The sequence below is a fragment of the Dyadobacter crusticola DSM 16708 genome (assembly GCF_000701505.1).
In the GTDB taxonomy this organism is placed as follows: domain Bacteria; phylum Bacteroidota; class Bacteroidia; order Cytophagales; family Spirosomataceae; genus Dyadobacter; species Dyadobacter crusticola.
On record NZ_JNJB01000011.1, the window covers coordinates 19267 to 32611 of the forward strand.

At 46.9% G+C, this 13345-nt stretch carries 15 protein-coding genes; 4 read left to right on the plus strand and 11 right to left on the minus strand.

Annotation, left to right across the window (positions count from 1 at the left end):
• Positions 1-6: 6 nt before the first annotated feature.
• The 4 genes from Q369_RS0114770 to Q369_RS0114785 form a co-directional block, all read right to left on the minus strand.
• A complete protein-coding gene (locus Q369_RS0114770; RefSeq protein WP_031528572.1) occupies positions 7-1092 on the minus strand; it encodes a FecR family protein in 1086 nt (361 codons plus the stop codon).
• Between the two features lie 90 nt (positions 1093-1182).
• A complete protein-coding gene (locus Q369_RS0114775; protein ID WP_051664073.1) occupies positions 1183-1782 on the minus strand; it encodes an RNA polymerase sigma factor in 600 nt (199 codons plus the stop codon).
• A gap of 158 nt (positions 1783-1940) precedes the next feature.
• Positions 1941-3023, minus strand: a complete 1083-nt coding sequence (gene rhaT / locus Q369_RS0114780) for an L-rhamnose/proton symporter RhaT (protein WP_031528574.1) — start codon at positions 3021-3023, stop codon at positions 1941-1943.
• A gap of 41 nt (positions 3024-3064) precedes the next feature.
• Positions 3065-5308, minus strand: a complete 2244-nt coding sequence (locus tag Q369_RS0114785; RefSeq protein WP_035333540.1) for a T9SS type A sorting domain-containing protein — start codon at positions 5306-5308, stop codon at positions 3065-3067.
• 118 nt (positions 5309-5426) lie between these two features.
• Between Q369_RS0114785 and Q369_RS0114790 the strand changes: the two genes are divergently transcribed.
• From Q369_RS0114790 to Q369_RS0114800, 3 genes are all read left to right on the plus strand, one after another.
• Positions 5427-6731 (plus strand): UDP-N-acetylmuramoyl-tripeptide--D-alanyl-D-alanine ligase, encoded by a 1305-nt coding sequence (locus Q369_RS0114790; RefSeq protein WP_031528576.1) that lies wholly within the window; start codon positions 5427-5429, stop codon positions 6729-6731.
• 216 nt (positions 6732-6947) lie between these two features.
• Positions 6948-7499, plus strand: coding sequence for a peroxiredoxin (locus Q369_RS0114795; protein ID WP_031528577.1), 552 nt, complete (start codon positions 6948-6950; stop codon positions 7497-7499).
• A gap of 127 nt (positions 7500-7626) precedes the next feature.
• Entirely contained in the window at positions 7627-8217 is a 591-nt protein-coding gene (locus Q369_RS0114800) for a carboxymuconolactone decarboxylase family protein (RefSeq protein WP_031528578.1), read from the plus strand.
• On the opposite strand, the gene Q369_RS29030 is transcribed toward Q369_RS0114800, so the two are convergent.
• Positions 8214-8360, minus strand: a complete 147-nt coding sequence (locus Q369_RS29030) for a hypothetical protein (RefSeq protein WP_157488195.1) — start codon at positions 8358-8360, stop codon at positions 8214-8216. The genes Q369_RS0114800 and Q369_RS29030 overlap by 4 nt on opposite strands.
• Positions 8361-8411: 51 nt before the next feature.
• Between Q369_RS29030 and Q369_RS29035 the strand changes: the two genes are divergently transcribed.
• A complete protein-coding gene (locus Q369_RS29035; RefSeq protein WP_157488197.1) occupies positions 8412-8621 on the plus strand; it encodes a hypothetical protein in 210 nt (69 codons plus the stop codon).
• A gap of 36 nt (positions 8622-8657) precedes the next feature.
• Here Q369_RS29035 and Q369_RS0114815 read toward each other — a convergent pair whose 3' ends face one another.
• From Q369_RS0114815 to Q369_RS0114840, 6 genes are read right to left on the minus strand one after another with little or no spacing between them, the layout of a single operon-like run.
• Entirely contained in the window at positions 8658-9416 is a 759-nt protein-coding gene (locus Q369_RS0114815) for a carboxypeptidase-like regulatory domain-containing protein (protein ID WP_051664074.1), read from the minus strand.
• Positions 9417-9423: 7 nt separating this feature from the next.
• On the minus strand, positions 9424-10248 hold the full coding sequence (locus Q369_RS0114820; protein ID WP_031528581.1) for a TapB family protein: 825 nt from the start codon (positions 10246-10248) through the stop codon (positions 9424-9426).
• A 55-nt stretch (positions 10249-10303) separates the two neighbouring features.
• Positions 10304-10783: a hypothetical protein gene (locus Q369_RS0114825; protein WP_157488199.1), complete on the minus strand. Its 480-nt coding sequence runs from the start codon at positions 10781-10783 to the stop codon at positions 10304-10306.
• Positions 10770-11090, minus strand: coding sequence for a hypothetical protein (locus tag Q369_RS0114830; protein WP_031528583.1), 321 nt, complete (start codon positions 11088-11090; stop codon positions 10770-10772). Before Q369_RS0114830 ends, Q369_RS0114825 begins: the two co-directional genes overlap by 14 nt.
• Positions 11071-11835, minus strand: a complete 765-nt coding sequence (locus Q369_RS0114835) for a DUF8737 domain-containing protein (protein ID WP_051664075.1) — start codon at positions 11833-11835, stop codon at positions 11071-11073. The genes Q369_RS0114830 and Q369_RS0114835 overlap by 20 nt, the downstream gene beginning before the upstream one ends.
• Before the next feature lie 4 nt (positions 11836-11839).
• The gene (locus Q369_RS0114840) at positions 11840-13306 is read right to left on the minus strand and encodes a PKD domain-containing protein (RefSeq protein ID WP_031528585.1); all 1467 of its coding nucleotides are present in this window, start codon (positions 13304-13306) and stop codon (positions 11840-11842) included.
• Positions 13307-13345 lie beyond the last annotated feature (39 nt).

Below are 13345 nucleotides of genomic sequence, written 5' to 3' on the forward strand. Positions count from 1 at the left end.
GAATGTCTAGTCACAGCCCTCGGAAGTGACTGTAATCACACCGTTACTGAGCTCGTACCTGGCATTTACCACTGAGCAGATCATATCCATTTTTTCAGATACAGGCTCATCTCCCAGTTTTGCAGTAATGGTACATTCGGAAACAGCGTCGGCATCGAAGCGGATCATGATCCCATAGGTTTTTTCCATCATGGTAAATACCTCGGCGAGCGGAGTGCGCTTGAATTCAAAATCCTGCTTTTCAACAGGTAGGTCTAGTAAAACAGGCTTTTCGACCAGTTTTGCTGTCATTACATTGTTCTTTTGGTTGAATGTCACCTGCTCGTTTGGTTTCAGGATCAGTTTGCGCGATCGCGGCTGACCGGCAGCTTCGTGATCATTTTCCATTGCCGATACTTCCACCAAACCGGATTTTACCACCAGTTTCACTTCATCGTCTCCATCGTTGGCGCGGATACTGAAACTGGTACCTTTTACTTTGGTTACCATTGAGCCTGCAAAAACAATGAAAGGCTGTGCCGGATTTTTAACAACCTCAAAAAACGCTTCACCTGCCATGCTCACTTCCCTTTTGTTCTTGTCAAACTGCTCCGGGTAAGTAATGCGTGCGTTGGGTTTCAGGATAACCGAGCTGCCGTCGGGCAGTGTTACCAGCCGTATGTTGCCCGTGTGATTGGTCACCTGCATGCTCCTGGCCTTTTTGGGCGGCTGCACTTTTGCAAAAGTGAATGCAAGGTCATTCAGAGCGCCGGGCCTGCGGTACAAGCTCAAACCAATGCCAAAGGCGAGGACTAAAATGGCAGCGATTTTCAGCCAGTTGGCTTTCCACCAGAAAAACGGCTGCGGGGCGGCCGGGGGAATGGCGTCGAGGATCTCGGATACCCGGGATTTGACTTCGGTTTCAGTAATAACGTCCAGCTCGCCGCGTACCGACAACAGGATTTCCCTTGCCTGCTCCATTGCGGGGAGCTGCGAAGGATTGTTTTGAATGTAACTTCGAAAAAAAAGGTCGGATTCGCCCTGGTAGACCCAGCGCCGGAATTGCAGATCCTCCACCCAGTCTTTGACCTCGAAGTCTTTATAGCTATTCATGGATTTCTTGAAAAGTTATTTGCTTTAATACGATGAGTATCGCGCCAGCAAATAGTACCCATGAACTCTCAAATATTTTCTAGGAATTTATCAATACCAATTGATTTCGGAGAGAATAGCCAGGAAAACAGCGGCGTGGTGCCAGTATTCACGCAATTTCTGAATTCCATATTGCAGGTAATTAGCCACAGCCTGGCGCTGCAAGCGCATTATAACAGCGATTTCTTCGTAAGAAAGGTTCTCGTAGTATCTCAGGTACAATGCCTCGCGCTGCCTTTTCGGGAGTGAGTCGATCGCCTGCCGGAGCCTGGTGCTGGTGAGGTGGTCAGTTTCGTTGATGATCCAGTCAGATTCAGGTGAAATGTCATCAAAGGGTTCGTTCCCGCCTATTTCAGAAAATACAGACTGGCGCCTGCACCTGCGTACAAGGTTGTTGCGCAGCGACTGAAACAGATAGGGTTTGATTGCAGCGATTTCAGCCAGCGATTCCCGTTTCTCCCAGATCGAAAGAAAAAGGTCCTGCAGACAGTCCTTGATCATATCTCGGTCCGGGGTAAAGCGGGTGCCGTAATGGTACAACGGAGCATAATTCAGCTCTGTTATTTCTCCAAATGCACTTTTATCACCAGCACAAAACTGCTGCCAACGTGTGACCAGGTAGGCGTCGGGTAAATTCTCTGAATGCTCCACGGGAATCAGGGACAGAAATCATTGATAAACATTCTACTTCAATACATCCAAGTAATTCTTGTAATCAGTATGTAAATATCAATACAGATGCCGCCTTAACTATCCTGCGCTATCATGCTTTTGTTTAAATATTTCTCCGATTTGGTCAATACCTAAAACTATTCCCGTAAGTAGTTACCGTAACCCACCACCAATACTGAAAGCACAATCACAAGGATACCGGTAATGACAGTCGTAATGGTTCTCTTGCTTACTCCCTTCCATTCTTTCAGGATAAGCCCCCAGGTATTGGCAATGAGGATAATGAACGCCATGTGCAGTATCCACGAGCTCGGCCCGTTACCCAGCTTGCTTTCACCCATTCCATAGAAGAAGAACTGCATAAACCAGGTAGTACCTGCCAGCGCGGAGAAAATGTAGTTTCTAACCAGCGGCGTGGATGAATTGGTATAATCACCGAAGGTTCTGTTGCGTGCATTCAAAAACATACACCAGATGAAATTGGTAGTAAGCCCGCCCCAGAGAATGATAATGTAGGTTACGTTATTTTGAAATAAAAACTCTCCCTCCCCTGGGTTAGCGGCTTTCCAGATGTTATTGGCTTCTTCCGCCATTACTTTGCCCGCATCGATCCCGAATGCAAAGCAGGCACTGAGTACCCCGGAAATGATGGAAACCGTCAGTCCCAGACCAATCTTGAACTCGGACTTATCATCGGGAACGAAACCGTTCCTGGTCAGGTCTTTGTCTTTCATACTGCCGGCTTTCCCGCAGATGATAATACCGATAATGGAAATCAGCAGCCCGAGCAGGACCATTTGCCCCCATGTATTTGTGAACAAATCTGAAATGCTGTCTTTGCCGGCTTTTGGTTCAAATTGATAATAAATGGACGGGATCAATGCACCGAAAACGGAAGTTAGCCCCAGGATGATAGAGCTACCCAGGGATACGCCTAAGTAGCGTACGCCTAAGCCGTAGGTGAGCCCCCCTACCCCCCATAGCAACCCAAAAATGTAGGTGATCAGCAGGGTACCACTATCAGTATGCGCGATGATTTCTGAAAAGCCCGGAATGGTCAGGTAAGCTGCAAGCGGCGGGACGATCATCCAGGAGAATAATCCCCCTACGATCCAATACGATTCCCAGGCCCAGCCTTTGACTTGTTTGTAAGGAATATAGAAACTGCCGGAAGCAAAACCACCGATAAAGTGGAAAATAACGCCAAGAAGAGCTTGCATGAGTTTAGGATTTTATCATGTAAGAGCCTCCTGACGGGTATCTACTCTACAATCACCTTTTTTACAAATCGCCTGTTACCGCCTTTCCATTCAACCAAATACAAGCCCGGAGCCCAGCTGGCGGTGGAAATTGTCCGCTCCGCATTTGCATTGACCCGCTGGTTCTGCAAGATCTTTTTTCCTCCCACGGTGATGATATCAAAGGTACCGGGTTCTGATGATGCTACTTTCAAAAAGTCGGCTGCGGGATTCGGGAAAACGCGGATCGGGCTGATCCCGGGCTCCGTACCCGTAATTTCAACTTGCAAAACATTGGTAAGCAAACGAACCCCTCCCGCATTGTTCCCGATCGCGAGATCAGGCTTGCGGTCACCATTGAGGTCGGCGGCGGCGATGGACAGGTAGTTCCCGAAATTGGGCGCATCGGCCTTTCCGTTTACCGAGATCAGCTGACTTTCACGCCCTGTCCATTTACCAAATCCGGCACCGTGGAAAATCCGAAGGTTACCGGTGTGATCGGCGGTTGCGAGGTCTGGCAGACCATCGAGATCGAAGTCAGCAACAGCCAGCTGGGGCGATCGGCCTGCAAAATTGATCCCTACACCGGCCAGCGCGTCGCTTTCGAGCTTAAATGCGAATTGTTTGTTGTTAGCAGTATTGCTATAATGATAAATATTTCCCTGGCCTCTTCCCACAAGCAGATCAAGGTCGCCGTCGCCGTCAGTATCGTAAAAATGAGGGGAATCGCTGCTGATCAGCTCTGCTGGCAGTGCGATAATAACTGCCTCGGCTACATTCAGCTGCGCCGGGACGCCGGCCGCCGCTTTGTTTGGAATGTACCTGTACTCCAATTTGAGCGTGCTGAGTGACACCCCGGAAAAACCAAGGTCTGCGACACCGTCGCCATTGAAATCGGCCCATTGTGGTTTGAGGTTAAACAGTCCGAGCGAAGCCGGCAGGTTCAGGTAGTTCTCGGAAGTAACCTCGAAGCGGGGCGTCGCTGCGGTACCTGTGTTGGTGAGCAGCCAGAATCCGCCGCGAAAACCATTGCTTCGGGGTACGCCTCCTGTGCCAACCAGCATATCAAGGTCGCCATCACCATCGATATCGAAGAATGCGGGCACTGCATTTTCACCTACATCCAGCATCTGATTTTGCAGGAAATTCTTTTGTATCAGCTGGAAATCGGGTTTTGAAGCGGTACCTGCATTGTGGTAAAACCAACCTGACGATTTGAAATCAGTCAGATTGAGATCATTTGACGGCAGGCTCGGCGCGATCAGCAGATCGGGTACACCGTCGAAATCCACGTCTTCATAAAATGCAGCGGGAAATATGTGCAGCAGCACCGGATCTTTGGTTGGATAAATATTGGAGTAAGTTGTAAAATCGGCGATCAGGCCGGCAGCCGAGTTGGTAAGCAGCGAGATATGTTCATTGCTTATGTGACCCACCAGCAAATCCTTTTTTCCGTCGCCATTCAAATCCTGCAGCAGAATGGAATTCCCTGCATGCATTTCGCGGCCGCCAGGGTTAGTAACCACGCCACAGTCCACATCAAATTCAAAACCTTCCCCATTGCCTTTCCGGAAGTTGCCCCAACAATCGCCATTGCGCTGAAAAACGGGACTTGCTGCATTGCCTAAGCTATCCGGAACACCAAATTTCTCGACGCTGAGGTTTTGATGTAATTCGATATATGTACCTGAGAAGTCAAAAGTGAGCAGATCCAGGTCGCCGTCGCCGTCAATATCGGTGATGCCCGGAATATCCGTGCCGGAAACCTGCAAATTGATATTTCCTGAAAAACCTTTGGTAAAGATCACGGGCTGCATCAGCTTCCAGGTCCACGAGCCCGCCGTTTTGATCTGCTGATAAACACTGATCCCTAGCGAGGTACTTGCAAAAAGATCTTTGTTCCCGTCGCCATTATAGTCGGCGAGTATCATCCAGTTATCGGCCTGCGGGAAGAGCGTTTCGTAGTAAGGTGCGTGAATAAAGGCTTTTTTGGAAGAATTGGCCGGATCAACCCCGGCTACAAATGTGGTCACTTTGCTGTTGGTGCGATCGAATACGACCAGATCTTCGTCTGAATCGTTGTTCAAATGCATTTTCAGGAATTGGGATGCATTCAGTCCGCCTGCCCAGGGATTGAGCATTTTAACTCCTTTGGAAGTCACGCTGGTAACAGTATCCATTTTGAACCAGACCTGCTGCGAAAAAGCTGCGCCAGCTGTCAGAAAAGAAAATATCAGAAGATATAAGGAGGTATAAATGGTTCGCATCGTTGAGGAATAATCTATTAGTTTTGCAAGTGTCCGCGGACACCGCGCCGGCCTGCGTTTCTGCTCTTCAAACCTAACGAAATAAGGCCTGATAACTTTATAACGAACAGCTATTTCCATGTTTACATCCACCGAAACCCTCTATCAGCACTTCAAAAAAGGCGCATCCATTTGTACAGACACACGCAAGATCACGAATGGTTGTATTTTCTTCGCATTGAAGGGGGATAAATTTGACGGTAACCAATACGCAGCCGAGGCGCTGCAAAAGGGCGCTGCTTTCGCAGTGGTAGATGATGCAAATGTAGCGGCAGACCAGCGTTTTCTGTTGGTTGAAAATGTACTCGCTGCATTGCAGGACCTGGCGCGGCATCACCGGAAAACGTTCGGATTCCCGGTAGTCGCACTTACCGGCTCTAATGGAAAAACAACAACAAAGGAGCTGATTGCGAAAGTGTTAGCGATGAAATTCAACACGTATGCAACCGCAGGCAACCTGAATAATCACATCGGCGTACCGCTGACGATACTCTCCATTGATCCCGCAAAACAGGAGATGGCGGTGATTGAAATGGGCGCTAACCACCAGGAGGAAATTGCATTGCTATGCACGATCGCGCAGCCGACGCACGGGCTGATCACCAATATCGGAAAAGCGCATTTGGAAGGTTTCGGTGGACCGGAGGGTGTGAAAAAAGGAAAAGGTGAGCTGTTTGATTTTCTTTCCAAAAAGAAGGGTACCGTTTTCGTGAATTCGAACATTGACGTGATCATGGAAATGGTGAGCAAGCGCCGTGCATTTGGCGAAATTGTTTTTTATTGTTCAGAAAACAGCCCGGTTAACCCGAAGCTTATCTCTGAAAACCCTGTCGTCGTTTTCGAGTCAGGAGGTAAAACGGTAACGACGCATTTGCCAGGAACCTACAACTTTGATAATATCTGCGCCGCTCTGGCGATTGGCAAGCATTTCGGTGTATCCGACGCGGATGCGCTCGAAGCAGTTGCTACTTACCAGCCAGATAACAATCGCTCGCAGTTTGTAAAAAAGGGATCGAATACAGTGATTATGGATGCTTACAATGCGAATCCGTCATCAATGTCAGCCGCTGTTGCCAACTTTGCCAGACTGGATGCGCCGCGCAAAATGCTGATACTGGGAGATATGTTCGAGCTGGGCGACGCGGCACCTGAGGAGCACCTGGCGCTGGGCAAGCAAATCGCCGCTGAGCAATTCGATATCGTGATACTCGCAGGCACATTAATGCAACACGCATTGCCTGCATTGCCCAAAGCCTACTACTTTCCTGATAAATTCTCGCTGCACAACTGGGTAATGGACAATCCGCAGGAAAATACATACATTCTCATCAAAGGGTCAAGAGGAATGTCGCTCGAAACGGTTTTGAATCTGCTTCCGGGATAGTTGGTGTATCAAAGTAAATATGGGTATAATCCTATTGCGTAAATCAATGGAGTTATTGATGCTATTTATAACATCTACTTTTGTATAAATAAAATTAAATTCATTTGTTTAAAACAACTCTTTCCTTACATAGTACCAGGTTCAATGTTGCCTAAGGATACGCATGGTTATAAATTTGTAACACAAAAAAATACAACTTATCAACTACGAGCAATCATGGCAAATAGAATTTTATCAGTAGGATCTCAATTCCCTGAATTCAAAAAAACATCGGTAGTATCATTGGAAAAAGGAAACGAATTCTATGATATTACCTCAGAAGATCACAAAAACGCTGAGAAATGGATGGTTATGTTCTGGTGGCCAAAAGACTTCACTTTTGTATGCCCAACAGAGATCGCTGAATTCGGCAAGCATGTTGGTGACTTCGCTGACCGTGACACAATCCTGATCGGTGCTTCTACTGACAGCGAGTATGTTCACCTTGCATGGAGAAAAAACCACGACGATTTGCGTGACCTGCAATTCCCGATGCTGGCTGATACTTCTAAATCATTGGCAGAAGAGCTGGGTATCTTGGAAGAAAACGAGAAAATCGCATACCGTGTAACTTACATCGTTGACCCACAAGGAATTATTCGTTGGGTAAGCGTAAACGACCTATCAGTTGGCCGTAATGTAAGCGAAGTAATCCGCGTGTTGGATGCACTTCAAACTGACGAACTTTGCCCTTGCAACTGGCAAAAAGGCGAGGCTACTCTTGCTTAATTGAAGTGTTTAAAGTTTATGAGTCTATGAGTTTATGAGTGCCCCCCCAGGACAACTCATGAACTCATAAACTTTTGAACTCATAAACTTTCAAACTTATTCCCACTCTTCACTCAAACTTCCCTACATGTATCCATTTGCAGCAACAGGTAATACCAAAGATTCCCTGTATAAAGAAGTAAATCTGCCCGCAGATTTCGACAGTGTGCTGATCAACAAACTAGCAGCACTTGACCACCGCTATCTGAAAGATTTGAAAGTGAACGTGAGCAATGTATTAAAGTCAAATACATTGAACCGCAAAGAGGCGCTTTTAATCGCATTATCGGTGGCAGTGAATGAAAAAAATACCGCTCTGATCTCCGCGATTGAGGAGCTCTTGAAAACAGAAGGCGCTGAGGAGAAGGAAATTGCAGAAGTTACTGCGTGCGTTTCTTTGATGAATGCGAACAACGTGTTCTATCGCTTCAGGCATTTCATGCACAAGGAGTTTTATGACAATGCGCCGGCAGGTATCAAAATGAGCATTATGGTAAATCCGGTACTTGGCAAAGAGTTTTTCGAACTGCTGAGCCTGGTTGTATCTGCTCTGAATGGTTGTGAAATGTGTGTTACATCTCACGAGCAATCGGTACTGAACCACGGCGGCTCCCAGGCGCGTATATTCGACGCAGTTAGAGTAGGCGCCATTTTCAAGAGCTTCTCTGTTTTGATTTAATTGGTTATTCTGATCAAATTGTTTGAGTGATCTATTTTCAGAATGTGATCTATTTTCAGAATGTGGTCTATTTTCAGAATGTGGTCTATTTTCAGAATGTGGTCCATTTTCAGAATGTGATCCATTTTCAGAATGTGATCCATTTTTTCAGAATGTGATCCATTTTTTCAGAATGTGATCCATTTTTTCAGAATGTGATCCATTTTCAGAATGTGATCCATTTTCAGAATGTGATCCATTTTCAGAATGTGATCCATTTTCAGAATGTGATCCGTTTTCAGAATGTGATCCGTTTTCAGAATGTGATCCGTTTTCAGAATGTGATCCGTCGACTGAAGTCGACGGGAATGGATGGAATTAATGGGCCTTCGGCCCATATAGAAATCTCTTGCCCCGGGCTTTAGCCCGGGGATTTTGGATTGATTTTCTGTTGATGATTTTTATTCTGTGTAACTGATGATGGAGATGTTCTTTCCCCAGATGTTTTCGGGTTCGAAATCGATGGTCAGTTCAGCCACATATGCATCTTCTGAAAAGTGCTTTCTGAGTTTCAGCGGCATTTTCCCTGACTCTCCATTGTAGTAAGCCGTCATTTTATATCTTCCCAAAGGCACATCTACCAGTCGCCCGTATTCTTTCGAGAAAGGTGCACCGTGTTTCAGTTTCAGTGTTTTTCCTTTAGAACCATCGATCAGGTTTCCCACCGGTATTAAGGTGAATTCGATGTTTTCAGAATCATATATTCCGCTGTTCACCGATTTATTCACTTCAATGGACGCACCGTAATACCCTTCTCCCTCAGGTCGCCGGCCCGACATTTTCCATGTAAAATTGCGAACAGCGCCATCGATACTGAATTCTTCGTAAACATCAGGATCAAGATCGAGCTCATATAGCTCGCCGTTATACTCTTTCTTGATTTGCGCCGAAGCCATGAAAGTCCCGACCTTAGGCAGCTGGATTTTGTAGTTACCGTTTTCGTCGGTTCTGCCCAAAGCATACGAATTATACAACATCGTGTTATCTACAACAATCTCCACGCCTTTCAGCGGGCTTCCGTCTGTACCGGTAACTTTGCCGGTGGCATATCCTTTCTCCAACTCGCCTCCGTCGGGAGTTGGATTGTTGTCAGTTTTACAGGCATTGAAAAACAGGATCATACCCGCGAGCCAATACATTTGAATCAGTTGTTTCCGCATAGCAGCTTTATTTTTCGATTTTCTGCAACTCGGTTGTTGTCACATCCGAGCCTGAAAGCTCTTCTGATTTCACGATCCCTATTCCCGGAGCGGTCCACAGGCGCACTGTATAAATGACCCCGGATTCCTCAGGAGGAAATGCGTCGGAAGTAAGCTTTGTTTCAAGATCATAGGTGTATTCCCATTTGGTACAATTGAATGTTCCTGCGGGAGTGGTCACCGATTCCTCTTTCACTGCTTTGCCATCATGGTAAGTCACCACGCACTCGATCTCTGCTGATACAGGATCGCCATCTTCAATGGGGATTTCGAGCTCCATATATTGTCGCACAGGCGCGCTGCTGAAAGTTACCTTGCTCCCCACTGTTCCTTTGTTCTCGAATAGCTGTCGCTGCGGCAATCCACTCAATTCTGTGCTTTTGATAATAGCAAAACTGCCAATGTATTCCGTGATCGCATTCAGTCCGGCGGCCTGGGATATCTCGTTGGTTGTCTGCCCGTCTTTACTGAATGCACGGTATCTCAAAACCAGGCGGCCTGCGTCTTCATACTGAATCGCATTTTCAATATCGTACACAGGCACACCAGCCGAATCGCGCACTGCAAGCACCCGCGTAACAGCACTTGATTCTGTGTTGTCACTCTCAATGATCTTGTAAAGGAACCGCTGATCCCTGGCCGGAATAATGGCTTTTTCGTCTTTACTGATTATATCCGGGATTACATCCGGGCCGTTTTCTTTACAGGCAGCGAACGAAAAGCCTGCCAATAGTACCGCCACCAGCGCTTTCCTGCCCCGGAAATTAGCAAATGAGAAGAATTGGTTTTTCATGGCTATTTGAGTTTAAAATGATCCACTGAAAAGACTATACGTTTGCACGCATTGCTCAATTTGACTTGAAGGCCAACTGTATGACAAGTAGCGCAAAGCCGGTAAGTGACAGGTATCCTCTGATGAAAATGAATTTCAACCACTCGGACCTCGCATTGGAATAGCCTCTTTCTGTATTTAAAAGGTCGCTGTTGATCAGCTCATTAACAGGCTCGCTGAACCGGAGAATGAAGACCATATCTGCTATGAGCAACAGAAATGCCGATAGTATGAGACCGTAAGACCAGAAACCAGTCGATTTATCTGTCAACACAACCCACAGTAGCATGACGGCCAGGGCAGACAGGTAGAGCACCTTGAACTTGCTCCTGACCACCGGGTCAACTACTTTGCGCAGCTCAATAAACTGCTCGGCGGGAATTTGGTACAATGCTTTTCCAAATCCGAAATGATAGAATGCACCCTGGGCCGCAATGAAAAAATACAATGCAAAACCGGCCAGGCGCACTAGTGAGATTAATTCAATTGATTTCATATAGTTTGGGCAGAGATTGGGCGATTGAGTCTTTTTCGAGTGCTTCTTTCAATGCATTGTTCAGATATCTTCTGACTGAAACCTTTCTGATATCCAGCTCTTTGTTTTCCTTTTTCTCAGACACTAAATAGTTGCTCGTCGCATAAAAGCGGACTGTGGTAGTGCCACTGCCAGGATCTGTTACTGTTACCCAAAATCCCTTTTCAGGTACCGGCTGGCGCGACGATTTTGTTTGCGGCGGATAGTCATAAGAAAGGCTCACTACCATCAGCAAGGCAGTGAGCAGGTTAATTTTGAGGTTTTCCATGGCTGGCTAGCGTTTTGATCATGAGCTGGCGCAACATATAACCCTGGTCTCCTTTGTTTTTAGGCTGCGCGGAATTGCTTTTTACCAGCAGGCGGATCGCCGCCAGGTGCGAGCAAATGATCAAAGGCATGATAATACCGGGCAGGAATACGAATGGAAAATGAGACAAAGCAATGTTCGGCTGCTCAAATGTGAGGTTTTGCGGAATGAAGGCGGCAGAAGCGATAAATTTCAAGGCGACACTAACCGTCAGCCCGAGCCCAAGCACGTTCCAGCAAACCATCAACTGCCATTTGATCTTCTCTTTTAATACACCAAAATAGTAGATCGCTGGTGCAGTTAACCCGGCTACAATGTCTAGATTACCGCCTTGAAGTGTTATTTCAGCGGGTACTACTCTGCATATAAATAGCCAGTACATCACCACTTCCGACGGAGCGCGTACCACGTGGATCACGGTCAACAAATGCAAATCCATGCGATCGAGCAGTGATTTCCCGGACCTGGCCATAAACAGCCAGGCCATCAGGATCACAGGCGGGACCACCATAATGAGGAGCATCGGGAATGCGGTACTAGTTGCATGATAAAAGCCCGATGCTGAAATACAGATTTGCAATGCAACCCAGGAAATAAGCAGTATCCCGAATCTGATACCGCTACCTGCTGCCTGGAAAAATGTGAACACAGTGAGGAATGCAATCAGCCCGAAGATCAGGCTGATGCAGGGAGTCAGGTTGTCCATCAGACTACTCTTTCAGCAATTTCCCCTCCACATTGTCTGCAAACGTATTTGCAGTTTCAATGTCCTCATTCACGCTAGCCTGGTAATTGATAAACACACCGTATCCGCCGCTTCCTGTAACTTGAGAATTCCGGATTTCGAGTCTTGAATTGCCTCCGTAAACTCCGATGTTGGCTTTCTTGCCCGATACAAGTGCAGTGCTGCCGCCTCCCGAAATGTCTACGTATTCCATTTTATTCAATGCACTCGTGGAGAAGCAAATCAGTCCACGCCAGTAAGCGCGGGAATTTTCCGCTGGCTTGATCACGATTTTATTGGTTTTTGTACCCACTGCATTGAAGTAACCGTCGTCAATCGACAGTCTTGCGCCACGGCCCATTTCGATCGTTACGCCCGGCATAATCTTCCAGTTGGCGTCTGAGCCCATTCCTTCGAGGATGCGGTAAGGTGTTTTGTCTTTAAAACCAGCCCAAACTACTTCTGTAGTAACATTCTTTTTCAGCGTAGAAGCGAAGATCTCGACTACATTCCGGCCGTTTCCGTTCGTGAAACTTGAATTATAGTCAAGACTGCTCACAATGCTGGCAGCTACGAAAACCGGCGCTTCTGTATTTTCTTTAAATGTATTTTTCTCAAAACCCGAGATCGTTACCGCATCATCCACATACAGACCATAACCGTCATTGTCTTCAAAAAGTGAATGTTTGATGGAAAGGTCGGCCTTGTAAGTTCCGATCACGGCCAAACCTGCTTTAATCGTTGAGATAATCGGCTTTCCACCTGCGTGCAGGATCTGTACGTATTCCATTTCGTTCGCGCTGCTGGCTGATCTGAAAATCACACCGGACCAGTATCCTTTACTTGCTTCTTTACCAATTAACCGGATCGGTTTGGCCGAATCACCTTTTGCGATCAGGATACCGCCATTGTAGTTGACTTCCAGCCTGGTATCTCTTGCAAATGCAATTACGACGCCCGGCTTCAATGTAAGTTCTGCGTTTACCTGGGTGTTGGTGTTGACAATGTAGTCGGGTATGTTCGGGTTGTCGATGCGGTTTTCGAGAACCGTTTTAGTCCTGATATCCCTTTCGAGCTCAATAGGCTGGATAACGCTCGCTGTCACCAGGACTTTGTCGGTATTCTCGCCATTTTCATTGAAAATCGTCATATCCACTTCATAGTCACCGGGAAGGTCGGGCGTGAATGTGACTTTACCCTGAGAAGGTGTTGCCAGGGTTACATTACTTCCTGCCGGCTTTTTGGTGACATTCCAGCGAAATTGGAGGGGCTTGTTGCCGCTGTCCGTAGATCCGGTACCATCGATTGTCACCAGCTCCCCTACTTTCACATTCTGGTCAGCGCCGGCGCGTGCTGTGAGCTGGGAGGGTTTCACTTCGTCTTCTTCGTTACAACCTGATACAAGCAGCCCCAGAGAGAGCACTGCCAGAAGGATTCTTTTACTTTTTAACATGGCTAAATGGCTATTTACTTAAAAAATGAGAGTGCCAAT

Coding starts and splice junctions, on each gene's coding strand:
- Q369_RS0114770 (WP_031528572.1), bottom strand. CDS start 1,092: ATGAATAGCTATAAAGACTTCGAGGTCAAAGACTGGGTGGAGGATCTG.
- rhaT (WP_031528574.1), bottom strand. CDS start 3,023: ATGCAAGCTCTTCTTGGCGTTATTTTCCACTTTATCGGTGGTTTTGCT.
- Q369_RS0114785 (WP_035333540.1), bottom strand. CDS start 5,308: ATGCGAACCATTTATACCTCCTTATATCTTCTGATATTTTCTTTTCTG.
- Q369_RS0114790 (WP_031528576.1), top strand. CDS start 5,427: ATGTTTACATCCACCGAAACCCTCTATCAGCACTTCAAAAAAGGCGCA.
- Q369_RS0114795 (WP_031528577.1), top strand. CDS start 6,948: ATGGCAAATAGAATTTTATCAGTAGGATCTCAATTCCCTGAATTCAAA.
- Q369_RS0114800 (WP_031528578.1), top strand. CDS start 7,627: ATGTATCCATTTGCAGCAACAGGTAATACCAAAGATTCCCTGTATAAA.
- Q369_RS29030 (WP_157488195.1), bottom strand. CDS start 8,360: ATGGATCACATTCTGAAAATGGATCACATTCTGAAAATGGACCACATT.
- Q369_RS0114815 (WP_051664074.1), bottom strand. CDS start 9,416: ATGCGGAAACAACTGATTCAAATGTATTGGCTCGCGGGTATGATCCTG.
- Q369_RS0114820 (WP_031528581.1), bottom strand. CDS start 10,248: ATGAAAAACCAATTCTTCTCATTTGCTAATTTCCGGGGCAGGAAAGCG.
- Q369_RS0114825 (WP_157488199.1), bottom strand. CDS start 10,783: ATGAAATCAATTGAATTAATCTCACTAGTGCGCCTGGCCGGTTTTGCA.
- Q369_RS0114830 (WP_031528583.1), bottom strand. CDS start 11,090: ATGGAAAACCTCAAAATTAACCTGCTCACTGCCTTGCTGATGGTAGTG.
- Q369_RS0114835 (WP_051664075.1), bottom strand. CDS start 11,835: ATGGACAACCTGACTCCCTGCATCAGCCTGATCTTCGGGCTGATTGCA.
- Q369_RS0114840 (WP_031528585.1), bottom strand. CDS start 13,306: ATGTTAAAAAGTAAAAGAATCCTTCTGGCAGTGCTCTCTCTGGGGCTG.